The sequence below is a fragment of the Aliidiomarina maris genome (assembly GCF_003987335.1).
Taxonomy (GTDB): Bacteria; Pseudomonadota; Gammaproteobacteria; order Enterobacterales; family Alteromonadaceae; genus Aliidiomarina; species Aliidiomarina maris.
On the sequence record NZ_PIPK01000013.1, the window covers coordinates 1 to 26247 of the forward strand.

The window sequence follows — 26247 nt, forward strand, 5'->3', positions numbered from 1 at the left end:
CTTTGAGTACATCGAAGTTGATTACAACAAGACAAGAAGGCATAGTGCTATTGGCTATCTCAGCCCAGAGAACTTTGAATTAAAAAATAGTGCTTAGCAAAGTGTCCACTTTTAGTGGTACGGATCAAATGATCATAAAGGTGAAAAAAAGCACATGCTTGAGTTTGATTAAACCCAAACCAAAACCAGTTCGCAGTCGCGAGGATGCCGCAAAGCAAAGCAACAATGCCCCGGCAAGCAACGCATTTCCAATGCCATTGAGTGCCTGTTTGATAGCGACAAAGAGTACACTGCCGCTTTCCATGCCAAGACCAAAGGCATAAGTCAGCACCACCAATGGTGCGCCAATTACAAGCCAGTATAAGCCTGCAGCAAGCACTAAGTTGGTGCGTAGTCGCCAAACCAAAAGGCTGACTAACCAAGCTTCCAACGAAAAAATTAGCCAAGCGTATGGGTGCCCCCACAGCCATAAGGTGTAGCTAGCACCAATGACACCGACTACGAGGGCAATGATAGGGCTGAAAAGTAACCCTGCAAGCAGCGCAAACACCGAAGAAAAGACAAAGTCTACGCCGAAAAACAGCGGCAACGCGAAATAGCTACCAAGCCAGGAAAGGAAGCTCAGCACACCGACGCAAATAACCTTTTGAGCGCTAGTCAATTGCATCCGATTTGCCGTAACGCTGTTAGCGGCCATGCTTAGGCTCCAACGGCTTAAATCCAGTTTGAACAGTAAATTTTAACCTAGCATAACCTATTTTTAACCTTCGGCAAGTACTGATAATTAAAGTTAAATTTACTCACCAAAAGCCGAGATACCAGTCTGAGCACGTCCTAAAATTAATGCGTGCACATCATGAGTGCCTTCATAGGTATTCACCGCCTCTAGGTTCATCACATGGCGAATCACATGATACTCGTCACTGATACCGTTACCGCCATGCATGTCACGCGCTTGACGCGCAATGTCGAGTGCTTTACCACATGAGTTACGCTTGATCATCGACACAGTTTCAACTGGGAGCTGATCTGCGTCCATCAATCGCCCAGCTCGCAGGCACGCCTGTAAACCTAAACTAATCTCTGTCTGCATATCCGCCAGCTTGCGCTGTACCAATTGCGTGGCAGCTAATGGGCGATTAAATTGCTTACGATCCAAGGTATATTGACGCGCCGCGTGCCAACAAAATTCAGCCGCGCCCAAGGCGCCCCAGGCAATCCCGTAGCGGGCTTTATTTAGACAACTAAACGGGCCTTTTAAACCGCTCACATTCGGTAACAAGGCGTCTTCTGTGACGGCCACGTCTTGCAGCATAATTTGCCCGGTGATTGACGCACGCAGCGCAAACTTCCCCTCGATTTTCGGCGCCGTCAGGCCAGGCATACCACGTTCAAGTATGAAGCCACGAATCTCGCCATCAAGTTTTGCCCACACTACAAATACATCGGCAATGGGCGAGTTCGTTATCCAGGTTTTGCTGCCGTTCAGGACGAAACCAGTATCAGTGCGCTTTGCGCTGGTACGCATAGCAGCCGGGTCAGAGCCCGCATCAGGCTCAGTTAAGCCAAAGCAACCTACCCATTCGCCGCTGGCAAGCTTGGGCAAGTAGCGTTGACGCTGCTGCTCACTGCCAAATTGATAAATCGGGTACATCACTAGGCTAGATTGCACGCTCATGGCGCTGCGATAACCACTGTCAACGCGCTCAATTTCACGCGCAATCAGACCATAGCTCACCGCATTAACCCCAGCACAACCATACGTTTCGGGTAACGTGGCGCCGAGTAAACCGAGCGCGCCTAACTCACGCATAATCTCGCGGTCAAACACCTCATTACGGTTTGCATGCAGAATTCGTGGCATCAATTTTGATTGGCAATACTGCGCAGTCGTCTTTGCAATCATCGCCTCTTCATCGGTTAGCTGTGCATGCAACCCCAGTGGGTCTTGCCAGTCAAATTGAACCCGTGCCATACATTCTCCCGTCATGTCGATGGATCTAAACGTGTTAAATATCCTGCATCTAAACCAAGCATGCTGTCACCTGAGTGTAACTGAAATGGCGTTCGCAAAACACTGACCTAGCGCAACTTAACCTCAGGCACCTAAACGTTTAAATTTTATGTAAAACCGGTGCTCCAGTGCGACATAGTTGATTGCTTTATAAGGGCTTTTAATCGTACCCTCGAAATTACTATTCGTTCTTTACGTTTAACTTTGAACGTACCTCGGCGTGCCACGGGTAGTGCAGGCTGATGAAGCGCGATACACTATGGCCTAAGTCACTCAGGTTGCTCGCCAATTATCCAGACAAGGAGTTGTTGTGTTGAAATTAAATCGTTGGGTGCTGTCATGTAGCGCAATCTTGGTTATTACTGCATGCTCGAAACAACCTGAACCAATAAGTTTTGAGCCTGAGCCCAATGAGACCCGTACATATCGGGTCGAATCCGACGTTTTGTTTAGCATGCAATCTGGGCGCAGCACCAGCTCTGAGCGCATTCGCAGCATGATGCTCACCGACTACCATGTGGGCGACACACTAGATCCACTACAACTCAGTATTATTCCCCGTTTTATGCACCTTGATTATCGCCAAGGCAGCTTCTCAAGTAGCGATGAACCTGATTACGGCAGTGAAGCGATTCGCGAAGTGATTAGCCAAGGCTTTACCCTTGAGTTGGACGCTGAACGTCAAGTGAAACAATTTGAGATTAATTACGACGTTGAGGGCGACGATAATTTGCGCGACAGCCGCCAAATTGACCAACTACTCGACTTATTTAAAGACGAATTTGTGCGCCCGGGTATTAGTCATGGCTTAATGTTGGAGCAAGGATCTGAATTAACCGTTGCGGGCAATGACGAAATGCCAGACATAACCTTGAGAGTCACCAGAATTACCGACACCCAAGCCTATGTCACGATGCAAGGCGAATCAGACGATATCCGCGCATTTGGTTTACTCGTGCTGGATAAAGCCTCGGGCTGGGTTGACCGTGCAGTGGTCATTAGTGACATCCGAGCCGTTGAAGGCAACCAAAATGCAAGCGTTCGCGCTGTCATGACCATGCTCAGCGCAGATTGGTCTTTTGACATTAACATGGATCACCTTAGTGACTACGAGTCTGGCGAATTGCCCGCTTTTGAGGGCTTCCGCCGACCCAACTCTGGTATGGATGGCAGCAAAGTATTTCCGTCCACCGATGGGTACATTGAAGAGTTTGATGAGTTTACTTTTTTAGCTTACGAACACGCAGGTGTAGAGGTTAACGATGTTGGACGCATCCAATTTAACGATGCCAAGGCATACACCGTTGATGGTGAAGCCCTCGATTTAGACCTTCAACTTGGTTTGGTAGGCACCTACGAATATGACAATGACAAATCTATGAGTATGGCCCGTGTGCTCCCGTTAGGCTGGCATGCCGTGCATGAAAAACTTGAGCAATTGGCATATATTGAAGTCAGCGCGGAGCGCTATGCGTATCAGGACAACATTGTCAGTATCGCGGTGCGTGACCATGAAACCGAAGTCACTTACGGCGATGCGCGGGCAAGCCTGGCCCCCACCGACGAGGAAGGTATCTATGCGTTGACCTTGCTACAAGGTGAACGTACCCACTTTGATTATTCCATAGCCACTGAAGCGCCGGTATTTTTCAGCTATTTAGCCTACAAAGACGGTCCCGAATGGCTGGAAGTTGCTGAGCAGCGTGTGCTTAGCATTGTGGAGCATGGCAGCTACCCGACCTATTACTATGTAGATTTGCGTGAAAATAAGCCGCGCTCAATTGAGCTACTGGCACTTACCGCTGAAGCATCACCGTCTGACGAGCCCGTAACTCTGCGTTTTTATCACCCCGACGCGGTACAACAAAACCCACGTGCGGCCGCACCACAGCGCCAATCATTATACGCGTCCGCGGAAGAAGCCCAGATGCGACAATATACGCAGCTGAATATGGACAGCTTTGAGTATACCCCGCGAGCACCGGATGAACTTGCATTTGAACCCTTTAGTCAAGCGCGGGCATTCTTAACCTTAAGCCCTGAGCAAGCCGGGTTATGTGAGTTACAGCAATCGCACGATGACATTCAACTGCAAGAGGTTACTAACCCGCCCGGCTTAAGTTTGTCACCTGGTCGACTTAACGATCCTGTGATTTTACAAGCGCGTACTGAGGACACAACGCGGGAATATTTTTACTCTGAGACACTCGAGATAACCCTTGAGTGCCCTACTCAATGGACGTGGGAAGCACTTACCTGGCAACCTGAAGAGCAGCCATGGCTGGTAAGCCTGAGCCAACTACCAGGGGTGTCAGCTGAGATGCCGGTACGTGAGTTACTGCGCCGGTTTGCATTTTTGTCTGCAACACCCGATGACAGTTCCGGCGAAACCATCCGAGCGCTGAGTTTGGGTATAGTGCCCCCGAATCCTGACGCCCTGCCCCAATATCGACATCCGTACTTAAGCGCTCAGGTAGCTGATTATTTGTATGAAGGTGAATACCTGCGTGTGGCTGGAAACGTGGCTACTATCATGCAGCTGGTTGCAGAGGGTGATTACACAACGGTGGCAATCAGCCATGAATTTCCGCCCCTACCCGATTTAGACACTACCTTTGAAGCCGCTCGCCAAGCCAAGGAGGCAGAGTAATGAATAACCTGCAAAAGCGTTACCTACCCTTGGCTTTGCTGACCATATCCTTATTCAGTGTATCGGCTTTAGCGACCAGCAATGGCGAACAAGACGATGAATCTATACGGTGGCTGAATGCCCAGTATTGCGAAGTAGACGAATCAGATGCTGAATATTACCTTGCGGCGTATCAAGCCATCGAGGGTGGCTATGGCGTTATCGTGCATTACGCCGACACCCAAACACCGCGTTTGCACGCACAAGCACGTAGCTTAGACTTATGTACGCCTGAATTCTTTGGCGCGTATCGCAGTTTTCGACGTGATCAGCAAGTGCTTGAGCAAGGCGAGTTTGACGAGCAAAGCCGACGCCAAGGTTGGGTGACTGTGTATGACACCAATGGTCAACTACAACGCCGTATTCCCTATCAAGATAATCAAGTAGAAGGCATTTATTCAACCTATGTCGACGGCGTGCTGGTGCGTGAGCAGAGCGTACAAGCTGGGCGCCGCCATGGTGTTAGCCGTGATTTCTTTGCTAATGGCGAGACACAGCGAAAGATTGAATTTTATCAAGGTTCGCGCCACGGCGAAGTCAAACACTGGAATGAAGACGGCGATGTTCTTCTCCACTCGCATTACCAACATGGTAAACGCCATGGTGCCGAAACACGTTATTTCAGCGAACCCCAGTACCGCGGTGAAGTTAGCTTTAGCGCACGTTATGAGGATGGCGTGCCCGTTAGTAATGAGCGGGATTACCATGCACCAGGCCAACTGCGCCAAGAGCGCATCTATGGCGACAACGGTAAGGTGACACAAGAAACACGCTTCAATCAAGACGGCGCTATTACTTATCAAATGCAGCCAGTTGATACCCCACACGGGGCTGGTAAAGAAATTAAAGAATTTAATGCCGATGGGCAGTTGACCCGCCATACCTTAGAAAGTAACGAAGTGAACTGGAACCTGCGCCAACGTTACAACGACGAAGGCGAATTGATTGAGCGTTTAGAGCGCAAAAATAATCGTACGCAAGGCGCTTTTGTGCGTTCGAGCTGGGGCGGAGAAATGCAGTATGGTCACTATGAAAACGGCGAGTTACATGGTGAATTCTATAGCGAGAATAGCTCCGGTGAACGCCTGACTGAAGGACAATACGAACACGGCAAGAAGGTAGGTGCTTGGACAGAGCGCGATACCCGCCAGACCGTGACCAGCGAATATAACGCCGAAGGTGAGTTACATGGCGTGCGCGAAGTGCATTCGCCTGAAGGCAACCTAATTACCCGTGAAACCTATGCCAATGGCGAATTGCATGGCGAGTACGTGCGCTACCAAGGCGATACTATAGTCAATCAAGGTCATTATGAACAAGGCCAGCGCCAAGGCGAATGGATATTTTCCCAGTTCAATTCACGTGAACGGATTGAAATGGGTGAATTTAAAGATAACCGTCGTGTCGGCGTATGGCGAACTTTGAATCGGCATGGTCATGTGGTGCACATCAACCAATTTGATGACCAGAGCCGTCCGCACGGTCGCCAAATTGATTTTCAAGACACTGGCGCCATCCAACTACTGACTGAATATAAGCACGGCATGATGCATGGCGTGCGGATGTATTTTATGTATGGCGAACCTGTGCACGCCGAGCGTTTTGAAGACGGCGATCTTGTTGAAGATTTAGGCGAACCGGACGAATGGGCCATGAGCGAGCACTTAAGTTATTTAAAACACGGCTTATGACAGTTATAATGCGCCCACCAAAGCACTCCATGAAATAGACCTTATAAGCTTAAGTGCCCTACATTCAAATACTTAAGCTTGGTCAAATGGTAAAGGCATAGCGCATGACATACTCTTTTTTTGATTTCCTCCAATTAATCGGCTCATTGGGTATTTTCATTTTCGGGATGAAAATATTCAGTGAAGGCCTCCAAAAAATGGCAGGAAGCCGTTTAAAAGGCATTTTAAGCGGCATGACTCGCAACCGCTTAACCGGCGTAGTCACCGGATTTGCCACCACCGCCATCACTCAGTCCTCGACCACAACCACGGTGATGGCAGTTAGCTTTGTCAACGCCGGCTTACTGACCTTTGTGCAGTCGACTGGGGTTATCATGGGGGCCAATATTGGTACCACCATCACCGCGTGGATGGTGTCCATTTTTGGGTTTAAATTCCAAATTACCCCGATTGCACTTGCCGTGATTGGTATTTTCTTTGCGTTTCTATTTTCCAAAAATACGCGCCTGCGCAACATTGCCGAAGCAATGGTCGGTTTCGGGATCATCTTTATCGGCCTTGAATTCATTAAAGGTGCGGTACCTGATATCAACACCAATCCGGAAATGTTTGCGTTTTTAGACAGCTTTACGGATTTTGGTTATCTGTCACTACTATTGTTTGTGCTGGTCGGCACCGTATTAACACTGCTGACCCAGTCATCCTCAGCAGCCACCGCGATTACCTTAGTCATGCTGTTTGAAGGATGGATTTCATTCCCGATTGCGGCGGCGATGATTTTAGGTGAAAACATTGGTACCACGGTGACCGCGAATATTGCGGCGCTCGTGGGTAACGTGCATGCCAAACGCGCAGCCCGTTTCCACTTTTTCTTCAATGTGATTGGCGTGATTTGGATGCTGGTACTAATCTATCCGTTCCTGCACGCTATGGACTTCGCGATTCAATACTTCACTAACAGTCCAGTATCGGTGATGGAAGACCCGGACAATAGCCGCTCTAACGCTACCTTAGCGATTTCCTTATTCCACACCACCTTTAACCTGTTGAACGTGGTTTTATTGTTCGCCTTTGTGCCTTACCTGGTGCGCTTTGTCGAACGCATTCAGCCCGACCGTGGTGGCGAAGACGACGAATATCACCTGCGCCACATCAGTGCGGGCCCAATGACGTCGCCTGGCTTTTCTGTCGAGCAAGCCAACAAAGAAATTCAGCACTTCGTTGGCGTGGTTGAAAAAATGCATGAGTCGGTCAATGAACTGCTCTTCGACCCTGAAGCCAAGAGCGATAAGCTACTCGAAAAAATAGCCAAAGCTGAGGAAGCAACTGACGAACTGGAAATGGAAATTTCCGATTATCTGGTGCGTGTCAGCGAGCACACCAACCTCGAACATTCAATGACGGAGCGTATCCGCTTCATGCAAACGATGATCAATGATCTCGAGCGCATTGCTGACATTTACTATCAAATTTCCAAGTTAGCGGAGAAAATGACCGAGTCACGCGCTAGCTGGCCTGAAGATGCGGCCGGAGAGATGGAGCAAATGCTGAAGGTTGTGCATGATGCGATTATGACGATGAAGCATAACACCGCATTATCACCTGAGCGCGTTAAGCTGGATCGTGCAATTGAGTGTGAAAATGCCATCGACCGCACCCGTGATGCGTTTAGAGACAACCATTATGCGCGTCTGGAAAGCGGCAACTACCCTGCACGCGCGGGTGTGACTTTCATGGACATGTTAAACCGTCTGGAGCGTATCGGCGACCATATCATGAACGTCAATGAATCCGCTGCTGGCAAGCGTTTAAAAGCCATGCGTATTGACGAAGATTAAGCGCTAGCTGAAGCAAGTGTGCGCCGAAAAGCTCGACCTCTGGTCGGGCTTTTTTATTTAAGAAATCGAAAAAAATCACCCAAAACTGGACATTTACTTTGCTATCCATATGCTTGAGGCTGTTACTTTTTATTAACGAGTGAATGTCCTATGCGGGCCAAGCAGCACCCCATCCGTTTCTTTATGCGTGTTAGCACAGTCTTATGGCTCGGGTTGGCTATTCTGATTACCTCGGCAACAGCAGCGGAGGTGAATTCACCAACCCGCAGTCCAGTTGTGGAACAGCCCCACCTGGACGCCCAATTGCTGACTGAGCATAGCACTGTGGCCGCAGGCGAGTCGTTTTGGGTCTCGGTTAAACTGGTGCCTGAGCAAGGCTGGCATACCTACTGGATAAACCCCGGTGATTCTGGGCTCGCCACGCAAATTGAATGGCAACTGCCTGATGGCGTTGAAGTGGGGCCTATCGTTTGGCCCACGGCGGAAAAGTACCGCATTGGGCCGTTGGCAAACTATGGCTTTGAAGGCCCAACTTATCTATTACAACGCATCCACATTGCTGCTGACTATAGCCACGACAGTCTTGAGCTATCCAATCGAGTCGATTGGCTGGTGTGCGAAGAATACTGTATTCCGGGCCATGCCGAGTTAAGCCTTCAGCTGCCGCTGGCTAACGAATCTGTGGTCGCTACCGACAATCAAGATAGCTTTGCCCAAGCCCGTAACAATCTGCCGGAGCCCGTTGAATGGCCGATTTTTTATGACGTTGACGGCAACACAGTCACCTTTATGGTGGAGCATGCCGACGCAGTGGCGATGGCAAATGACGGCGATTTCTATCTGTTCGCTGGCGCCGGTGAACTCGTCGAGCACGCAGAGCAGGGCCAGGTTGAGATATCCGATAACACCCTAATTGTACAACGCACGCGCAACGCCTATTACTACGGCGTCGATGGTGATTTCCCGGTTCAGTTGGTGAATTCGGAGCGCGCGGTTGAATTACGCGCGCGCCCGGTGGCCGAAAGTGGCATGCCAAGCGATAGCCGTCAAAGCAGCACTGGCTCGCCGCGCTTAGCCTTGGTATTAACCTTTGCGTTTCTGGGTGGTTTAATTTTAAACCTGATGCCATGCGTGTTTCCCGTACTGTCACTCAAAGCACTTGCGGTCGCGAACCATGCTGAACGCCGCCTTGCTGACAGCTTATGGTATAGCCTAGGTGTCATTGCTACCTTTGTTGCGATTGCTGCCCTACTCCTTGCGTTGCGCGCAAGCGGTGCTGCGTTAGGCTGGGGATTCCAGTTGCAAAGCCCTTGGTTGATAGCCCTCCTCGCATTATTATTTACGGCGATCGGCTTAAATTTAAGTGGGCTTTATCAAATGGCTACAAGTGTCAGCCGTCTCGGTAATATGGCATCCGGTTCGGCTCAATCAGGCGCTCGTCAAAGCTTTGCCACTGGGGTTTTGGCGGTGGTGATTGCCAGCCCCTGCACTGCGCCCTTCATGGGCGTTGCCCTGGGCTTCGCAATTGTGCAACCAGCGCCAATCGCGCTGCTGGTATTCGCGGTGCTGGGGCTTGGCCTAGCCTTCCCTTTCTTGCTGCTTGGTGTCATTCCAGGGGCAGCGCGCATTCTACCTAAGCCTGGCGCTTGGATGGACAGCTTTAAGCAGTGGATGGCAATTCCCATGTATTTGACCGTGGTTTGGTTGCTTTGGGTATTTACCCGTCAAGCTGGGGCGAACGCGCAGGCTATGCTGTTAGTTGCGCTGGTACTGATGGCTGCCAGCCTATGGCTGTATGGACGTCAACAAATGGGGTCGGGAAAGGCCGTTATCAACCGCATCGTATTACTGGTCATGTTATTACTAACCGCTGCAAGTGGCTATGCGGCAATCGCATTACAAACCACATCAGGCACGTCAGCAGCGCAAGCACAAAACCAGCATTGGCAAGCTTGGTCACCAGATAGCCTACACTCGGCACGCGAACAAGGCCCTGTGTTTGTTAACATGACAGCAGACTGGTGTATCACTTGCCTGGCAAATGAGCGAGTGGCATTGAACACTGACAGCACACGAACCCTTTTTAACGACTACAATATAACCTACTTAAAAGGTGACTGGACCTTACAAGACCCAGCCATCACCGAGTATTTAGCACAATATGGACGCAACGGTGTGCCGCTGTATGTAATCTACTGGCCCGGCGAAGACCCCCAAGTGCTACCGCAGATTTTAACTAACAACTTGGTGCGCGAACGCATCCAGTTACTCGCAGATCCCGTTTAAGGAGAACTTGTATGTTCACACGTAAATTAATCAAACGCCCAGTCGTTGCTGCTGTATTGGCTGCCTGCGCGTTCACGTTGACCGCTCAGGCGGCTGAAATCGGTCAAGCAGCCCCTGATTTTCGTGTGGTGGATACCGCTGGTAATTACCACACATTGAGCGACTTTTCTGGTCAAACTGTGGTGCTGGAGTGGACCAATCACGACTGTCCTTTTGTGGTTAAGCATTATGCCACCAACAATATGCAAAGCCTGCAGCAAGAAATGACCGCAGAAGACGTTGCTTGGTTAACTGTGATTTCGTCCTACCCAGGCACTCAGGGCCATGTTAGCCCAGAGCAAGCAGACGAGCTGACGCGCAGCCGCGGTGCTGCACCAACTGCCGTGCTGCTTGACGAACAAGGGGATATGGGTCGTGCGTACTCTGCCCGTGTAACGCCGCACATGTATGTTATCGATGGTGACGGTGTGTTGCGTTATGCTGGTGGTATCGACTCAATTGCCAGCGCCAATCATGCCGACGTTGAGCGTGCTGACCCATACTTTGCGAATGCCGCGCGTGCGGTATTGGCAGGTGAAGAGGTTGAGCGCAGTGTCACTCGTCCATACGGCTGTACAATTAAGTACTCTGACGCCGACTAACCGCAAGGCGTTGATAAAAAAAGGATGCCTTGGCATCCTTTTTTATTGCGCTCGATTTAATCATCATCAGGTAAGGTGACATTCAGCTCCAGCACCGACAAGTTGTCGTCAGTGTGCTCCAGGGTAATATTCACCATACTCGGGTCAGTATTAACGTACTTGGCTAACACCTGCAAAATATCGTTTTTCAGCTGCGGCAGGTAAGCAGGTAAGGCATCGCCTTGGCGCCGACGCTCAGCCACAATAATTTGCAGCCGCTCCTTTGCGGTTGACGCGGTGGACGGCTTACTGGTGCGAAAAAAATCTAATAATGACACTGCGCTACCCCCCGAATAAGCGTTTCAAGAAACCTTTCTTCTCCGCTTGCACAAAGCGCAGAGGACGTTCTTCACCAAGTAAGCGCGCTATCGTATCTTGATAGGCTAAGCCGGCATCGGCCTCGCTATCAAATACCACTGGCACGCCTTTATTCGAAGCATTCAACACCGCGCTGCTTTCAGGAATAACGCCCAATAAAGGAATACTTAAAATCTCCAGCACGTCCTCGACACTCAGCATTTCACCATCGACAACACGCTGTGGGTTGTATCGGGTCAGCAACAAATGTTGGCGTACAGGCTCCAAACCTTGTTCCGCACGGCGTGACTTGGCGTCTAATATGCCCAGGATACGATCCGAATCTCGCACCGACGATACTTCTGGGTTGGTGGTCACAATGGCTTCATCAGCAAAGTACAAGGCCATCAACGCACCATGTTCAATACCCGCAGGTGAATCGCAAATAATGTACTCAAAACCTTGCTCTTTGAGCTCAGTTAACACCGCTTCCACCCCGTCAAAGGTCAGCGCGTCTTTATCGCGGGTTTGCGATGCCGGCAAAATATATAAGTTCTCACAGCGCTTGTCTTTGATCAGCGCTTGCTTCAAGGTGGCCTCTTTGTTTAATACATTAACAAAGTCATACACCACACGGCGTTCACAGCCCAAAATTAAATCTAAATTACGCAGTCCAATATCAAAATCGATAACCGCTGTTTTCTTACCTTGCAATGCCAAGCCTGAGGCAATCGCCGCACTTGACGTCGTCTTTCCGACCCCACCTTTGCCCGAGGTCACCACTATGATGCGAGCCATGATTGTTGTCCTATTTTGTTATTGTTAAATTTGTAAGGTTTCAATTTGTAACGCGTCTTGCGACCTGCTGATTAACGCAGGCTGCTGCCAATAGTCTGGCTCAATTTGGTCACTTAACCAATAGCTACCAGCGATAGAACATAGTTCAGCTTGCAAGTTGTGACAAATGATATGTGCTTCAGTGTCGCCCTGAGCACCCGCTATTGCCCTACCCCGTAACGCACCATAGACTTGCACCGAGCCATCCGCGATAACTTCAGCGCCGTTACTTACCGCGCCCAATACGATCAAATCGCGGTCGCGCGCATAAATTTGCTGGCCTGAACGCACGGGTGTTTTAACTACCATAGCACTTTGACGTGCTGGCGTCTGCGCGTCCTTATTGGCATGACTGCTGGGTGCTTGTGATGGTGTTGGCTGGCTAGTCGCAGCGCCACCTTGCATGGTTGCGAGCCCCGCGCCATGAATTTGAGCTTTTAACGCCTCATGTTGCCAACCAGTGACCCCAACAATGCGCATATCAAGGGCTTCAATGCCACGCTTTAACGTTTCAAAGTCGACTTGATGCTCACTGCCGTCCAATTGAACGACCAAAGGCGCGTAACGAAAAAAGTTAGGTGCCTGAGCAATTTTCGCCGCAAGATATTCAATGGCTTGCTCGGCATCTCGATTGTCTAACTGTAGAACCGACAGGGTAAAACTGCTTCCTTTGAGCGATGGTTGGCTGCTCATGCTTTAATCATCTCCAAACGATGCTTGGCAGTGCGCCAAGCAGACAAACATGGTGGACAATCGCGCCCAGTTTGAAAAGCTTAAGTATGCAAAAACATTGCAAAAACAATGCAAAGGGAACGCTTGACACGTTGCAGCTTAGCATAGCTGCAACGAGTAGGCAGAAGATATGTAAAAGATACCGCGTGTTTGCTGGTTTATACAGCAGTCACCGGATTAAAAAGTAGCAGATGTGGCGATTGAATTAACGTTTTTGCGTTGTAGCTCTCGTCGTCGCTCTTAAAGGAATGCGCAGCCGCGCGCACAAACCTGAACCAGGTGCGTTATTTAGTTCGAGTACGCCATGGTGGACACACGCAGCCTGTGATGCAATCGCCAAGCCTAAACCAACACCCCCCGTGTCACGCCCACGGGCTTGGTCAGAACGATAAAAAGGCTGTGAAATACGCTCCAGATCTTGTGCTTCCACGCCAGGACCGTCATCGCATACTTCAAATATCGCCATGCCTTGTTGCTCATACACGTGTAAGCTGACTTCTGACTTGGCATATTTGAATGCATTACGGACTAAGTTCTCCAGTGCCATCACGCACAAGCGGCGATTCAGCATCAAGGGCTGAGACAGCTCAATATGCTGTGAATACGTCAAGTTCAGCGCGTCTGCTTCAAAGCGCGCGTCATCTTCAAGCTCAACGAGTAGCGATTGAACATCTAGCGGCTCGAGCCCATAGTCAAATGGACGCGACTTGATTTCCGCCAATTGCAATAGCTGCTTGATCAGCTCATCTAACTTCTCCACCTCACTTTCAGCACGGTCGATATAGTTATCAATTTGCTCAGGCCCGGCAGAGCGCGCTAAAGCAAGCGCCATTTGCAAGCGGCTTAAGGGGGTTTTTAATTCATGGGAGATATCGGCACTCAAACGGTGCTGGCTTTTAATCAGTGAATCAAGCTGGTCAGCCATGCGGTCAAAGTTGTCGTATAGGGTCCCGAACTCATCATGTCGAAAATGCGGGCCAATGCGATAATCCATCTTGCCACACGCCAGCGAAGCAAAGCCGTCGGTAATCCGTTGCAGCGGTTTAACGATACTGCGATAAAACAGTAAACTCATGGTTAGGGTCGCAAGCAGTGCCAGCCCTAATGGGAACCAAGCGGGCAAACTACGAATCCTGTCAATTAAGCGCGGGTAACGTTCACGCCAAAATAACACCAACACATCACTGCCATCCGCTTGGGTCACCAACTGCGGACCCGTAATCACATGGTGCGAAGTCAACACATCAATTGGGCCTAATTGCCAATCATGGGCACTTAGGAACTCTTGACCAGCTTGGGGCAACTCGCTGGTACTGGCGATCAGCGCCCCATCTAAGCCATACACCGCCCAATCCATAAAGCGGTCATCACGCGACTTGGTGATGTATTCATCGGACGTATTCAGATACTCCACCAGCAAATTCGCCACCGCAGCTATCGACTCGCGGTCTTTGCGGGGCAAACTGCGTTGCTCGGGCGCCACTGGAAACGTGTATGCCGCAACAGACGCAACTAAGTAAGAAATAAATAAGGTAAGCCAGAACCAGCCCAAGATTTTAAAGCCGAGTGTTCCAACGCGTAACTTGTCTAGCATGTTAAACAGTACCCTTTGCCGCGAATCGCACGGATTTGCACGCGTTCGCTCAGTTGCGCGATCTTTTTGCGGATTTTACTCATATGGGTATCTATACTGCGATCAAAGGGGGTTAGACGCCGCCCCAGGCACTCAATCGAAAGCTGCTCTTTGCTGACCACCTCGCCTTGGTTCTGCGCAAGCTTGAGTAGCAACGCATATTCCATCCCCGTCAGCGACACCGGCATGTCCTGATGCAATAAGGTTCGAGAGGCTAGATTAAAGCTCAAGTCAGCAACCACCAAATGCGCCAGTTCATCGTGCTGTGTGTCCACCTTATGCTGTGCTCCGCCAAGTAATTGAGAGCGGCGCAATAACGCTTTCACGCGCGCCAACAACTCGCGGTGATTAAACGGCTTTTCTAGATAGTCATCAGCGCCTAATTCAAGGCCGACTATTTTATCAAGATCGCCGCCGCGCGCGGAAATAATAATCACCGGCGTCGCCGCATGCTTGCGCAATGAACGCAGTACTTCGAGACCGTCGATACCTGGCAACATGATATCCAGTAACACTAAATCGAAATTTTGCTGGGTTAACAGATGAATCGCCCGCCGCCCGTCGGTGCAGCAGGTGACGTCAAATTGATTTATACGCAAATACTCGCTAACTAACTCAGCCAGTTCTTTGTCGTCTTCTACAAGCAATAATTTGGTCATGAGCGGATGCTGACACCGTTAGTGAATAAAAAGAACAGCTTTTGCATAACTTAACGTTTCTCTACGTTGGGCACTTTATAATTCCATTCCTTGTTTGTCTATGCGTATCAATCTGCTGCACAACTGTGGAAAAGGAGTGACCCATGACCGTCCAACATGCACCATCGCAAGTATCCAGAGGTGGCCGCCCGAGTCAGCGCCAAGCTATTTTGCAGCGCGCCATTGAGTTAGCTAAAACCTCCGGGCCTGAGAGCTTTACCCTTGATAGCCTATGCGAGTACGCCAAGATTTCAAAAGGTGGCATTTTATATCATTTCCCAAGTGTGCCACATTTAGTCAGCCAAATGTTTAACCTATATTTGACTGAGCTCGGGGTTAGTGAGAGCACGCGAAAAACCGCCGCGTACCCTCGGTTAAGCTTGATGGAAGCCACCGCGCTGCTCAATGATGCCCCGTTAGAGGCAAACTTTGAACGTTTGGTTGTGCATACCCTGTTTGCCAACCCAGAACAACTACCGTTTGCCGAGCCACTGCGTCGTGCCTACCAGAACGCTGATTCAGCGACGATACAAGCGTTTGAGCAGGCCTGTGGCGCACGTCTGTTGCGGGTTATGTATCCCTAACCTTGTTACTGGGCAGGCGTCATTAGCAAAGGCTATCGCCACCATCGAGAAAAACCTGGCAAACTGCACTGACAGTCATGCACCGAGGGTCTAGCCTTATATGCACGTTTAATGATGCATAGATGAGAGAAGGAGTAGACATGAAAGTCGCAGTATTTGGTGCAAACGGGCAAATTGGACAACACGTTGTTGAGCTTTTGCAGCAACACCCGCAGCACAAAGCCGTCGCCTTGGTGCGTAAAGAAAAGCAGCTTGCGGTGCTTAACAAGCAAGGTATCGACGCACGCTTAATCGATTTGAGTGCGCAAGTTGATGAAATCTCGAAAGCACTGGTAGGTATTGATGCGGTGGTATTTAGCGCAGGTTCAGGTGGCGACACCGATGGTGACATGACACTGCGGATTGACTTAGACGGTGCTGTGAAAGCCATGGAAGCGGCGGAATTGGCTGGGGCAAAACGCTTTATCATGGTCAGCGCATTGCAAGCCCACAATCGTGAATTCTGGCACCCTGATTTAGTGCCCTACTACGCAGCAAAACATTATGCCGACCGCGAATTATTACGCTCAAACCTGGATTACACCATTATTCGACCGGGTTTATTAACCAACAATGCGAGTACGGGTAACATTCACGCAAACGGCCAAATTACCGAGGGTGAAATTCCCCGCGAAGACGTGGCTAAAGTGATTGTGACAGCAATAGATAAGCCCAACACCATTGGTAAAGCCTTTGATATGGTGTCGGGCGATACGCCTATCGAGCAAGCTATTGAAGCGTTGTAAACCTGATTTATACGCCTAAAAGCAATCACCAGGCACGCGTACAAAGCCTTCCATTAGTACGCGTGCACTGCGGCTCATAATTGCCTTACTGACCTGCCATTGTTCGTTGTCGAATCGCGCCTCAGCGCCCACTTTTAACGTGCCTGACGGATGCCCGAAAGTGACAAACTTACGTGCCTCGCCACCGGCCGCTTGGTTGACCAGCGTTCCTGGAATTGCCGCGGCGGTGCCGATAGCGACGGCGGCTGTGCCCATCATCGCGTGGTGCAACTTACCCATCGATAAGGCTCGTACCAAGACATCAATGCTGCTTGCCTCAACCTGCTTACCACTGGAAGCAAGGTAACTTTGTGGTGGCGCCACAAAAGCGACTTTCGGCGTATGCTGACGGCTTTCAGCTTCATCTAGATGTGTAATCAAACCCATCTTCAAGGCTCCGTGAGCACGAATACGCTCAAACATCAGTAATGCGTCCGGGTCGGAGTTAATCGCCTCCTGCAACTCGGTGCCATTATAATTGACTGCGTCAGCACGAATAAACACGGTTGGAATACCAGCATTAATCATCGTCGCTTGCAAGCGCCCAACGCCGGGCACCTCAAGCTCATCAATCAAATTGCCAGTCGGGAACATCGAACCCTCTGCACCCTCTTCGTCTGCTGCGGGGTCAAGAAATTCTACGGTGATTTCCGCCGCCGGAAAGGTCACGCCATCCAACTCGAAATCACCAGTTTCCTGCACCTCGCCATCACGCATGGGCACGCGGGCAATAATGGTTTTACCAATATTCGCTTGCCAAATACGCACTTCGCAAACACCATCATGGGGAATTTTATCTGCCGCAACTAGACCATTCGCAATCGCAAATGGTCCAACGGCTGCCGATAAATTTCCGCAGTTGCCCGACCAATCCACAAAGGGCCGATCAATCGACACTTGACCGAACAAGTAGTCGACGTCGTGATCTGCCTGCGTGGACGGGCTTACAATGACGGTCTTGCTGGTGCTTGATGTCGCCCCACCCATACCATCGGTATGTTTTGCATAAGGGTCTGGGCTACCAATTACGCGCAATAACAAATTATCCCGCGCACTACCAGGTTGCTGCGCCGCCTCAGGTAGGTCCTGTAGGCGGAAAAACACCCCCTTACTGGTGCCACCACGCATGTAGGTGGCGGCAATTTTTATCTGTGCTGCATGTGTCATTCAAAATACCCTTTTCAATTCGCACTTATGCCTGGGTCGACTCAAGGAAGTCTTTCGCAAAGCGCTGCAATACACCCCCTGCACTATAAATACTGACTTCTTCCTGGGTATCCAGCCGACATGTCACAGGGACTTCAACCGTTTCACCATTCCTGCGGTGAATATGCAAAGTTAAGGTCGCACCTGGGGAAGTCTCGCCTACCACGTCAAAGGTTTCAGTACCGTCAATAGCGAGCGTTGTGCGCGTAGTGCCGGGCTTAAACTCAAGTGGCATTACACCCATGCCAATCAGATTGGTGCGGTGAATTCGCTCAAAGCCCTCAGCAACAATGGCTTCCACACCCGCTAAACGCACGCCTTTCGCTGCCCAGTCGCGCGACGAACCTTGACCATAATCAGCGCCGGCAATAATGATAAGCGGCTGCTTACGCTGCATGTAAGTTTCAATCGCTTCCCACATGCGTACGGTTTTGCCTTCTGGCTCAACACGAGCTAATGAACCTTGCTGAGTTTTACCATGGCTGTCTTTCACCATTTCATTAAATAGCTTCGGGTTCGCCAAGGTTGCGCGTTGTGCAGTTAAGTGGTCACCCCGGTGGGTCGCGTAGGAGTTAAAATCCTCTTCCGGCACGCCCATGCTGGCTAGATACTCACCTGCGGCACTATCAAGCAAAATCGCATTCGACGGAGACAGGTGGTCGGTGGTGATGTTGTCGCCCAGCACCGCCAGTGGACGCATGCCTTTAAGGGATGGCGCACTGGCTAACGCACCTTCCCAGTATGGTGGGCGGCGAATGTAGGTACTTTGTGGACGCCAGTCATACAAGGGGTCATTTTTCTCGCCATAGTCCACGCTTAAATTAAACATCGGCTCATAGATAGTGCGGAATTGCTCAGGCTTCACCGCTTGCTTCACAATCGCATCGATTTCTTCGTCACTTGGCCAAATATCTTTGAGGGTAATCGGTGTCCCATCCGGCATATGCCCAAGAGCATCCTTCTCAATATCAAAACGAATGCTACCAGCGATTGCGTAGGCCACAACCAAAGGCGGCGACGCCAAGAAAGCTTGTTTGGCGTATGGATGAATGCGGCCATCAAAGTTGCGGTTACCACTTAACACGGCGGTTGAATACAGGTCACGCTCAATAATTTCTTGCTGAATTGCAGGGTCTAACCGCCCGCTCATACCGTTACACGTGGTACAGGCAAAACCGACTAATCCGAAACCTAAAGCTTCCAATTCGTGCATTAGGTCTGCATCTTCCAGATACATTTTCACCGTTTTCGAACCCGGTGCTAAAGAGCTTTTAACCCAAGGCTTACGGGTCAAACCTAGCTTGTTCGCATTGCGCGCGATCAAACCTGCAGCCACCATATTGCGTGGGTTACTGGTATTGGTACAACTAGTGATTGCCGCGATAATGACCGCTCCATCAGGCATTTGGCCATCGACTTGCTGATACTGCCCAGCGATACCACGCTCACTTAACTGTGAAGCGGGTAATAATGCGTGGGGGTTGGAAGGCCCGGCTAAGTTTCTTTGCACGGAGGACAAATCAAAACGTAACACGCGCTCGTATTCAGCCTTTTGCATGTCTGTCGCCCACAGCCCAGTCGCTTTAGCGTAGTTCTCTACTAACTCAATTTGTTCGTCGGCGCGGCCGGTCAGCTTTAAGTAATCGATGGTTTGCTCATCGATATAGAACATAGCTGCGGTGGCACCGTATTCTGGGGTCATATTTGAAATCGTAGCACGGTCGCCCACACTTAACGCATCTGCACCCTCGCCATAAAATTCAAGGTATGCACCCACCACGCGCTCGCGGCGCAAAAATTCGGTAATCGCCAGCACCAAGTCAGTCCCGGTGATGCCTGGCTGTAAACGCCCAGTTAGCTCTACGCCAACCATATCAGGTAGGCGCATGTAGGACGCACGGCCTAACATCACGCTTTCGGCTTCTAAGCCGCCGACACCGACTGAAATAACCCCTAGAGCATCCACCATCGGCGTATGCGAATCGGTACCCACACAGGTATCAGGGAAAGCCACGCCGTCGCGTACCTGCACGACTGGGGACATTTTCTCTAAGTTAATCTGGTGCATAATGCCGTTGCCTGGAGGAATCACATCGACATTTTTAAATGCAGTTTTAGTCCAATTGATAAAATGGAAACGGTCGTCGTTACGGCGATCTTCTATCTGGCGGTTTTTCTCAAACGCGTCCTTTTCAAAACCCGCATGCTCAACCGCTAAAGAATGGTCGACAATCAACTGGGTCGGCACCACGGGATTAACTTTGGCAGGGTCACCACCCTGCTCAGCAATCGCGTCACGTAAGCCAGCTAAGTCAACTAGAGCAGTTTGGCCCAGAATATCGTGGCATACCACACGCGCTGGATACCAAGGGAAATCAAGATCGCGTTTGCGCAGTACGATTTGACGCAAGCAATCGTCCAGCATATCTGGATCGCAGCGGCGCACCAGCTGCTCCGCCAGCACTTTCGACGTGTAGGGTAGCGTGTCGTAACTACCGGGTTGAATGTCTTCTACCGCGGCACGGGTGTCATAATAATATAGGTTAGTACCCGGTAAAGTTGTGCGATATTGGCTATTCATGGGAATCACCTGAAATTGAAGAGTTGGGCAAAAAAGCGAAAAAGAAAGCGACAAAATAAGGGGTATGCCTTTGCATACCCCATTTGCATTAACGTGAATTAGCGCTCAGACAGTGCTGGCACTGGACGCGCCTCAGGTCCGGTATAATCGGCGCTTGGGCGGATAATACGGTTGTTGGCACGTTGTTCTTTCACGTGCGCAGTCCAGCCAGTCACCCGTGACATCACAAATATTGGGGTAAACAACTTAGTTGGAATACCCATATAGTGATACGCCGAGGCATGGAAGAAGTCTGCGTTCGGGAATAATTTCTTTTCCCGCCACATCACGTCTTCACAACGCACTGACACGTCATATAAGCGGCTATCACCAAATTCGTCGGCTAACTTCTTCGACCATGCTTTGATAATATCGTTACGTGGGTCGAATTCACGATAAATAGCGTGACCGAAGCCCATAATTTTCTCTTTACGCTCCAGCATCCCCATTAAGGTTTGCTCAGCGTCTTCTGGCGATTCCATATTTTCAATCAAGTCCATCGCCGCTTCATTCGCACCACCGTGCAATGGACCACGCAATGAGCCAATTGCACCAGTGACACATGAGTGGATATCTGACAAGGTTGACGCACATACACGCGCCGTGAAAGTCGACGCATTAAACTCATGCTCAGCATATAAAATTAACGAGGTGTTCATCACCGCCGCATGCAGCTCTGACGGCGCTTTGTCATGCAACATGTGCAGGAAGTGCGCGCCAATTGAGTCATCGTTGGTTTCGGTTTCAATGCGCACACCGTCGTGACTGTAGCGATACCAATACATAATAATGCTCGGGAACACCGCTAGCATGCGCTCAATATTGCGATCGGCTTCGCTGAAATCAGACTCGGTTTCCAGGTTACCCAAGAATGAACAACCTGTGCGCAGCACGTCCATTGGATGGGCTTCAGCAGGAATTCGCTCAAGTACGTCTTTCAGCGGCTGTGGTAAACCACGCATGGACTTTAAACGCGTGCGGTATTCAGTGAGCTGCGACTCTTTGGGTAATTCACCGTAGGCCAGTAGATACGCCACTTCTTCGAAACTTACTTTTTCGGCTAACTCTTTAATGTCGTAACCATAGTAGGTTAATCCTGAGCCTGTTTTACCTACTGTACATAAAGCGGTTTGTCCTGCGACTTGGCCACGAAGACCTGCACCTGTTAATGCTTTCTCTGCCATGATTGATTCCTCAAAATTTTTTAACGTTAGAATTCGTTGCTACCCGTTGGGGGTATTACTCGCTATTTATTGCTAAAAAGTGCGTCTAACTTTTCTTCAAACGCATGGTAGTTCAGAAAATCATATAATTCCGCGCGCGTTTGCATCTGCTCCACGACGTCTTTTTGATCGCCTCGCTCTAAAATATTCTGATACACGTTAAGCGCAGCTTTGTTCATCGCACGAAATGCGCTAAGCGGGTACAGTACCAACTCGACACCCACGTCTGCCAGTTCTTGTTTATTGAATAACGGGGTTGCGCCAAACTCAGTGATGTTGGCAAGCACAGGTACATTCAATGCATTGGTAAATGCCTGGTATTGCTCAAGGGTATGCACTGCTTCTGCGAAAATAGCGTCAGCACCTGCTTCAACACACGCCTGCGCGCGTGCAATCGCAGCGTCTAAGCCTTCTTGTTGCAACGCATCGGTACGCGCCATAATGAAGAACTGTTCGTCAATACGCGCATCCACGGCTGCTTTGACCCGATCAACCATCTCACCTTGAGACACGATCTCTTTATTTGGGCGGTGTCCACAACGCTTTTGCGCAACTTGATCTTCAATATGAAAACCTGCCGCGCCAGCACGGGTCATCTCTTTCACCGTACGCGCAATATTAAACGCCCCACCCCAACCTGTATCGGCATCCACCAATAAAGGTAAGTCAGTGGCGGCGGTAATACGGCGAATATCTTCACAGACATCGTTTAATGATGTCATGCCTAAGTCTGGTAAACCAAACGATGCGTTGGCTACCCCAGCACCCGATAAATAGAGCGCCTTGTGACCCACCCGCTCGGCCATCATTGCGGTATACGCATTGATGGTGCCAACGACTTGCAATGGATTCTCACTTTTAATCGCAGCGCGGAATTTAGCCCCAGGGCTGTTAGCATGACTCATGTGTAATACCTCTTTATAAAACGTAGCTTAAATTGGTTGAATTAACGCGTTTGCTGCAACTGCAGCGCAATATTTTGACGAGATGCACCAATATGGCGGCGCATCAATAGGTCGGCAAGTTCGCCGTCGCGATTGGCAATGGCGTGAATAATCGCTTTGTGTTCATCGAAGGCGCGCGACACACGTGGGCCATTCATGCCTAATTGAACGCGGTACATACGGACTAAAAAGTATAGTTCGTCGCACAAAATATTAATCAGATACGGGTTTTTACTACCTAAAATAATCCGATAGTGAAAATCTAAGTCGCCCGCTTCCTGATAATAGCTTTCACCTTCACGCACGCGCTGTGTGCGTAAGTGCTCGTCAAGCAACGCCTGCAGCTCCTGAATTTCATCATCCGCCATGTACTGCGCTGCCAAGCGACATGCCAAGCCTTCAAGTTCTTCACGCAACTGATAGAGCGAAATCAACTTTTCCGGCGTCAATGTGACCACTCGCGCACCGGCATTCGGTATGCGCTCAATTAAGTGACAACGCTCAAGACGTGCCAGCGCTTCACGTAGTGGCGCACGGCTGACCGCAAAGCGACGCGCTAACTCAGGCTCACTTATTTTGCTTCCTGCGGGTATCTCGCCCTCAACAATGGCTTCTTGAATCGCCAATAACAGCCGATCAGACGCTGTGACCGAAGGTCGTAATAGTAGTTGAGATGCAAGCATGGCAGCCCTTCAATTGTCGACACTTTTAAAATATACCGCCATCATAAAGCAAAAAAAGAGGTGTTTGAACACCTCTTTTTTAAAATTGTCGACAATTCACCTGTAAGCTTACTTTAAATCGCGAATTAAGCTGCGACCTTGAGTATGGCTTGGGTGCGGTATACCTAAGTAATCTGCTACCGTCGGCGCAACGTCAATTAACTTCGATGCCGGCGCTCGGCGCGTATCGAAGCCACCGCCATAGGCGCAGGTCACGGTTTGCATATAAGGGTCGGTAGACGCCAGTGAATGCCAACCCAGCGGGCTGGTTTCTGCTACGACTTCGTCGCCACGCGTGGTGCGCGAGCTACGATAGCCATAGGCTTCTGCCCAGTACACGTCACCGCCTGCTGCACCGCCGATGCCTAATTCAGGGTGCTGATCAGCACGATACACCCGCGTGACCACAGCCTCACCTTGGTCATCGGTTGCTGCAGACAAGGCCGCCATCACCTCGTCAATTACCGCGTCTTTATCTTCAGGGGCGACAATCCCCCCCCGCCAATCCGTGGTATTTATCGTCACCCAGTGGCCGGTTGGCGCGACTGCTTTACTGCGGCTTAAGTCCACCATGCCGTTTTCATCCAGCACCTGCAGGCCCGCTTGTTGTAATACGATATTCGGGCGGAATTCTAACCAACTACCACGCATACCATGGTCACCCGCCACAAATGTCGCCGCATTCGCTTCGCCTGCCAAGGCTTGTAAGTGCTGCACTCGAATATCGACTAATTGCCAAGCTTGGTTACGTAATTCGAGCAATTGAGCCGCTAAATTCTCACTGTAGCCGGGCCACTGTGGGTCAAAATAAGTCAACAAGCTATGGTCTATCGAATCACCTAGTGGGAAATAGTCGACCAGTAAATCAACCTGCTGTTGTTGCCAAAAAAAGCTACTGCCTTTATTAAATACCCGAGTTAATAACTCGGCGGTCTCTAAATATCTCAGTTCTGCAGTACCGTCGCCACCTTGCATACGGGTACGGCCAAAGCCTCCGCTGGTGTATACACGGGTCGCTGAATTGCCAAACCAACCTTGGACATAATCATCATACGCCTGCTGCACGTCGGCATGATTGGTCTGCATAATATGCATCGGGGTTAGGTACAACATAAACTCGTCACCACTTGACGCAAGTTCGAACACGCGTGCGCGCACAAAAGTACGCCCACTGTCAGTGTTGACGGTCAACGGGTCTGAGAAGTAGCGGGCCAATTCACGATCAGCAAAGTCCTCTGTTTCAGCATCCTGAAGCTTGGCAATAACCGCTTGTTCAATATCTGGGGTGGTGGCGATCGCGATATGATCGTAGCGGCTGCTGCCAAAGATCAAACCGTGCAAGGTGCCTGCGCGGGTATCAATGGTGAACGCGCGTGGCTCCATGGTGACGCCTAACGCGCCAAGACCGCGCCAGGTATCAAGGCTTTGCCAAGTGACGTCGTCTGCTGAAAGTACCAAGTGATTTTCAATTTGCTCGTTGTAGCCATTCATCACCTGAACATTGGCTAAGTCATAACCCGCGTTGACTCGCTCGTAGTCGCGCTGCTGTTGTGCTGTGCGCTCACCTGTGGTGGCTGGAAAGCCTGCACGTCCAGGCCCTTGAGTAGCATGGTGGCCACCCACGCTACGGCCAGCGTAACCAGCGGTGATCCAAATTGGTTCGGCACTCAGGTTGGCAGAGTCAAAGCCTGAAATAGTCGCCATCGCAGTATGCTGATCACGAGGTAATACATGGACTGCATTGGCAGTAATATTATTGATATTACCGTACGTACCAGTCCAAATCGCGGCATGCCCCGCAGCAGTCACCGATGGAAACATCGGCTGCGCGTATTCAGTACATGCGCCCGTGTCAAACACACTAAATAAACCCGGTGCTTGCTGCGCATTTAGATGCTGGCGCAAAATGGACTCGTTGAGTGAATCAATGCTGACTAGAATAGCGCGCTCTGCGCTTGGTTGAGGCTGGCTGGCGCACGCGGTTAATACCGCGAGAGCACTCAAAGTCATGGCGAACTTGGGCGATTTCAACATCTAAATACCTAAATTAACGGAACTGAAAACTCCGCTACTGTAGCAGATTTTTATGACACCCCGAAGTCAGTCGCCGCATATAGTTGCGATTAGTCGCGACACTTTTATTTTTGCCCGCAATCCAAGTATGCTGTGTCGTTATATTCCAACACGTCACTTTCAGCTGAGGACATTCAATGCAGTACCTTCACACTATGGTTCGGGTCAGCGACTTGGACGCATCATTAAAATTTTATTGCCAAGGCTTAGGCTTACAAGAAGTACGCCGCAAAGAGGTACCAAAGGGCCGTTTTACTTTGGTTTTTTTAGCTGCGCCCGAGAGTCCGGATGCAGAGTTAGAGCTGACTTATAATTGGGATCCTGAAACCTATGATGGTGGGCGCAATTTTGGTCATCTGGCTTTTCGTGTCGACGATATTTATGCGACCTGTGAGCATCTTAGCGCAATGGGCGTCACTATTAACCGTCCGCCGCGTGACGGCCATATGGCATTTGTGCGCTCCCCGGACGGCATTTCAATTGAATTATTGCAGCGTGGTGATGCATTGCCAGCACAAGAACCCTGGCAATCCATGGAAAATACTGGCAGCTGGTAGAACGTTTAATTTAGAACACTTAATTTAGAACACTTAATTTAGAACAATAAAAGCGATGCTATTTTGCGCTACCGTGGTCAACATCATCATTTGTTACCA

The 26247-nt window shown here is 50.1% G+C and carries 22 protein-coding genes; 9 read left to right on the forward strand and 13 right to left on the reverse strand.

Going from position 1 to position 26247, the window contains the following annotated elements:
- Positions 1 to 97: IS3 family transposase (locus CWE07_RS14645; protein ID WP_338022191.1), on the forward strand; the 97-nt coding region annotated here is incomplete at its 5' end.
- A gap of 27 nt (positions 98 to 124) precedes the next feature.
- Here CWE07_RS14645 and CWE07_RS11920 read toward each other — a convergent pair.
- Entirely contained in the window at positions 125 to 697 is a 573-nt protein-coding gene (locus CWE07_RS11920; protein ID WP_126819008.1) for a LytS/YhcK type 5TM receptor domain-containing protein, read from the reverse strand.
- A gap of 99 nt (positions 698 to 796) precedes the next feature.
- The gene (locus CWE07_RS11925) at positions 797 to 1975 is read right to left on the reverse strand and encodes an acyl-CoA dehydrogenase (protein WP_111570170.1); all 1179 of its coding nucleotides are present in this window, start codon (positions 1973 to 1975) and stop codon (positions 797 to 799) included.
- A gap of 349 nt (positions 1976 to 2324) precedes the next feature.
- Here CWE07_RS11925 and CWE07_RS11930 point away from each other — a divergent pair, with 349 nt between their 5' ends.
- From CWE07_RS11930 to CWE07_RS11950, 5 genes are all read left to right on the forward strand, one after another.
- Positions 2325 to 4664 carry a hypothetical protein gene (locus tag CWE07_RS11930; protein ID WP_111570169.1) on the forward strand — a complete coding sequence of 780 codons (2340 nt, stop codon included), beginning with the start codon at positions 2325 to 2327 and terminating at the stop codon, positions 4662 to 4664.
- Positions 4664 to 6394, forward strand: coding sequence for a toxin-antitoxin system YwqK family antitoxin (locus CWE07_RS11935; protein ID WP_111570168.1), 1731 nt, complete (start codon positions 4664 to 4666; stop codon positions 6392 to 6394). Before CWE07_RS11930 ends, CWE07_RS11935 begins: the two co-directional genes overlap by 1 nt.
- 104 nt (positions 6395 to 6498) lie before the next feature.
- A complete protein-coding gene (locus tag CWE07_RS11940; protein ID WP_111570167.1) occupies positions 6499 to 8232 on the forward strand; it encodes a Na/Pi cotransporter family protein in 1734 nt (577 codons plus the stop codon).
- A 249-nt stretch (positions 8233 to 8481) separates the two neighbouring features.
- Positions 8482 to 10518, forward strand: coding sequence for a protein-disulfide reductase DsbD family protein (locus CWE07_RS11945; RefSeq protein WP_181452293.1), 2037 nt, complete (start codon positions 8482 to 8484; stop codon positions 10516 to 10518).
- A gap of 11 nt (positions 10519 to 10529) precedes the next feature.
- Positions 10530 to 11159, forward strand: a complete 630-nt coding sequence (locus CWE07_RS11950) for a redoxin domain-containing protein (RefSeq protein WP_111570165.1) — start codon at positions 10530 to 10532, stop codon at positions 11157 to 11159.
- A gap of 56 nt (positions 11160 to 11215) precedes the next feature.
- On the opposite strand, the gene minE is transcribed toward CWE07_RS11950, so the two are convergent.
- The 5 genes from minE to CWE07_RS11975 all read right to left on the reverse strand — a co-directional run bounded on the left by minE (position 11216) and on the right by CWE07_RS11975 (position 15356).
- Complete coding sequence (gene minE / locus CWE07_RS11955) at positions 11216 to 11476, reverse strand: cell division topological specificity factor MinE (RefSeq protein WP_111570164.1); 261 nt, start codon at positions 11474 to 11476, stop codon at positions 11216 to 11218.
- A gap of 4 nt (positions 11477 to 11480) precedes the next feature.
- The gene (gene minD, locus CWE07_RS11960) at positions 11481 to 12293 is read right to left on the reverse strand and encodes a septum site-determining protein MinD (protein WP_111570163.1); all 813 of its coding nucleotides are present in this window, start codon (positions 12291 to 12293) and stop codon (positions 11481 to 11483) included.
- A gap of 24 nt (positions 12294 to 12317) precedes the next feature.
- A complete protein-coding gene (minC, locus tag CWE07_RS11965; RefSeq protein ID WP_111570162.1) occupies positions 12318 to 13025 on the reverse strand; it encodes a septum site-determining protein MinC in 708 nt (235 codons plus the stop codon).
- Between the two features lie 244 nt (positions 13026 to 13269).
- Positions 13270 to 14658: an ATP-binding protein gene (locus CWE07_RS11970; protein WP_111570161.1), complete on the reverse strand. Its 1389-nt coding sequence runs from the start codon at positions 14656 to 14658 to the stop codon at positions 13270 to 13272.
- Positions 14652 to 15356 carry a response regulator transcription factor gene (locus CWE07_RS11975; RefSeq protein WP_111570160.1) on the reverse strand — a complete coding sequence of 235 codons (705 nt, stop codon included), beginning with the start codon at positions 15354 to 15356 and terminating at the stop codon, positions 14652 to 14654. Before CWE07_RS11975 ends, CWE07_RS11970 begins: the two co-directional genes overlap by 7 nt.
- Before the next feature lie 143 nt (positions 15357 to 15499).
- Here CWE07_RS11975 and CWE07_RS11980 point away from each other — a divergent pair, with 143 nt between their 5' ends.
- Positions 15500 to 15979 carry a TetR/AcrR family transcriptional regulator gene (locus CWE07_RS11980; protein WP_111570159.1) on the forward strand — a complete coding sequence of 160 codons (480 nt, stop codon included), beginning with the start codon at positions 15500 to 15502 and terminating at the stop codon, positions 15977 to 15979.
- Between the two features lie 140 nt (positions 15980 to 16119).
- Positions 16120 to 16764, forward strand: a complete 645-nt coding sequence (locus CWE07_RS11985) for an SDR family oxidoreductase (protein WP_111570158.1) — start codon at positions 16120 to 16122, stop codon at positions 16762 to 16764.
- 15 nt (positions 16765 to 16779) lie between these two features.
- On the opposite strand, the gene prpF is transcribed toward CWE07_RS11985, so the two are convergent.
- The 6 genes from prpF to CWE07_RS12015 form a co-directional block, all read right to left on the reverse strand.
- Positions 16780 to 17970 (reverse strand): 2-methylaconitate cis-trans isomerase PrpF, encoded by a 1191-nt coding sequence (gene prpF, locus CWE07_RS11990; protein ID WP_111570157.1) that lies wholly within the window; start codon positions 17968 to 17970, stop codon positions 16780 to 16782.
- Positions 17971 to 17995: 25 nt separating this feature from the next.
- A complete protein-coding gene (gene acnD, locus CWE07_RS11995) occupies positions 17996 to 20590 on the reverse strand; it encodes a Fe/S-dependent 2-methylisocitrate dehydratase AcnD (protein WP_111570156.1) in 2595 nt (864 codons plus the stop codon).
- A 98-nt stretch (positions 20591 to 20688) separates the two neighbouring features.
- Positions 20689 to 21813 carry a bifunctional 2-methylcitrate synthase/citrate synthase gene (prpC, locus tag CWE07_RS12000; protein ID WP_111570155.1) on the reverse strand — a complete coding sequence of 375 codons (1125 nt, stop codon included), beginning with the start codon at positions 21811 to 21813 and terminating at the stop codon, positions 20689 to 20691.
- Between the two features lie 62 nt (positions 21814 to 21875).
- Positions 21876 to 22757: a methylisocitrate lyase gene (prpB, locus tag CWE07_RS12005; RefSeq protein ID WP_111570154.1), complete on the reverse strand. Its 882-nt coding sequence runs from the start codon at positions 22755 to 22757 to the stop codon at positions 21876 to 21878.
- Positions 22758 to 22798: 41 nt separating this feature from the next.
- On the reverse strand, positions 22799 to 23479 hold the full coding sequence (locus CWE07_RS12010; protein ID WP_111570153.1) for a GntR family transcriptional regulator: 681 nt from the start codon (positions 23477 to 23479) through the stop codon (positions 22799 to 22801).
- A gap of 108 nt (positions 23480 to 23587) precedes the next feature.
- Positions 23588 to 25552 carry an alkaline phosphatase family protein gene (locus CWE07_RS12015; protein ID WP_111570152.1) on the reverse strand — a complete coding sequence of 655 codons (1965 nt, stop codon included), beginning with the start codon at positions 25550 to 25552 and terminating at the stop codon, positions 23588 to 23590.
- 176 nt (positions 25553 to 25728) lie between these two features.
- Here CWE07_RS12015 and CWE07_RS12020 point away from each other — a divergent pair, with 176 nt between their 5' ends.
- Entirely contained in the window at positions 25729 to 26148 is a 420-nt protein-coding gene (locus CWE07_RS12020) for a VOC family protein (RefSeq protein ID WP_111570151.1), read from the forward strand.
- The last annotated feature ends 99 nt before the right edge of the window (positions 26149 to 26247 follow it).

What these genes read in the sequence shown, in the direction of transcription:
- CWE07_RS11925 (WP_111570170.1), bottom strand. Translation starts at nt 1,975, where the DNA reads ATGGCACGGGTTCAATTTGACTGGCAAGACCCACTGGGGTTGCATGCA.
- prpB (WP_111570154.1), bottom strand. Translation starts at nt 22,757, where the DNA reads ATGAGTCATGCTAACAGCCCTGGGGCTAAATTCCGCGCTGCGATTAAA.
- prpC (WP_111570155.1), bottom strand. Translation starts at nt 21,813, where the DNA reads ATGGCAGAGAAAGCATTAACAGGTGCAGGTCTTCGTGGCCAAGTCGCA.
- CWE07_RS11985 (WP_111570158.1), top strand. Translation starts at nt 16,120, where the DNA reads ATGAAAGTCGCAGTATTTGGTGCAAACGGGCAAATTGGACAACACGTT.
- CWE07_RS11980 (WP_111570159.1), top strand. Translation starts at nt 15,500, where the DNA reads ATGACCGTCCAACATGCACCATCGCAAGTATCCAGAGGTGGCCGCCCG.
- CWE07_RS11950 (WP_111570165.1), top strand. Translation starts at nt 10,530, where the DNA reads ATGTTCACACGTAAATTAATCAAACGCCCAGTCGTTGCTGCTGTATTG.
- CWE07_RS11975 (WP_111570160.1), bottom strand. Translation starts at nt 15,356, where the DNA reads ATGACCAAATTATTGCTTGTAGAAGACGACAAAGAACTGGCTGAGTTA.
- CWE07_RS11920 (WP_126819008.1), bottom strand. Translation starts at nt 697, where the DNA reads ATGGCCGCTAACAGCGTTACGGCAAATCGGATGCAATTGACTAGCGCT.
- prpF (WP_111570157.1), bottom strand. Translation starts at nt 17,970, where the DNA reads ATGACACATGCAGCACAGATAAAAATTGCCGCCACCTACATGCGTGGT.
- CWE07_RS12015 (WP_111570152.1), bottom strand. Translation starts at nt 25,552, where the DNA reads ATGTTGAAATCGCCCAAGTTCGCCATGACTTTGAGTGCTCTCGCGGTA.
- minC (WP_111570162.1), bottom strand. Translation starts at nt 13,025, where the DNA reads ATGAGCAGCCAACCATCGCTCAAAGGAAGCAGTTTTACCCTGTCGGTT.
- CWE07_RS11935 (WP_111570168.1), top strand. Translation starts at nt 4,664, where the DNA reads ATGAATAACCTGCAAAAGCGTTACCTACCCTTGGCTTTGCTGACCATA.
- acnD (WP_111570156.1), bottom strand. Translation starts at nt 20,590, where the DNA reads ATGAATAGCCAATATCGCACAACTTTACCGGGTACTAACCTATATTAT.
- CWE07_RS12010 (WP_111570153.1), bottom strand. Translation starts at nt 23,479, where the DNA reads ATGCTTGCATCTCAACTACTATTACGACCTTCGGTCACAGCGTCTGAT.
- CWE07_RS11970 (WP_111570161.1), bottom strand. Translation starts at nt 14,658, where the DNA reads ATGCTAGACAAGTTACGCGTTGGAACACTCGGCTTTAAAATCTTGGGC.
- CWE07_RS12020 (WP_111570151.1), top strand. Translation starts at nt 25,729, where the DNA reads ATGCAGTACCTTCACACTATGGTTCGGGTCAGCGACTTGGACGCATCA.
- CWE07_RS11940 (WP_111570167.1), top strand. Translation starts at nt 6,499, where the DNA reads ATGACATACTCTTTTTTTGATTTCCTCCAATTAATCGGCTCATTGGGT.
- minD (WP_111570163.1), bottom strand. Translation starts at nt 12,293, where the DNA reads ATGGCTCGCATCATAGTGGTGACCTCGGGCAAAGGTGGGGTCGGAAAG.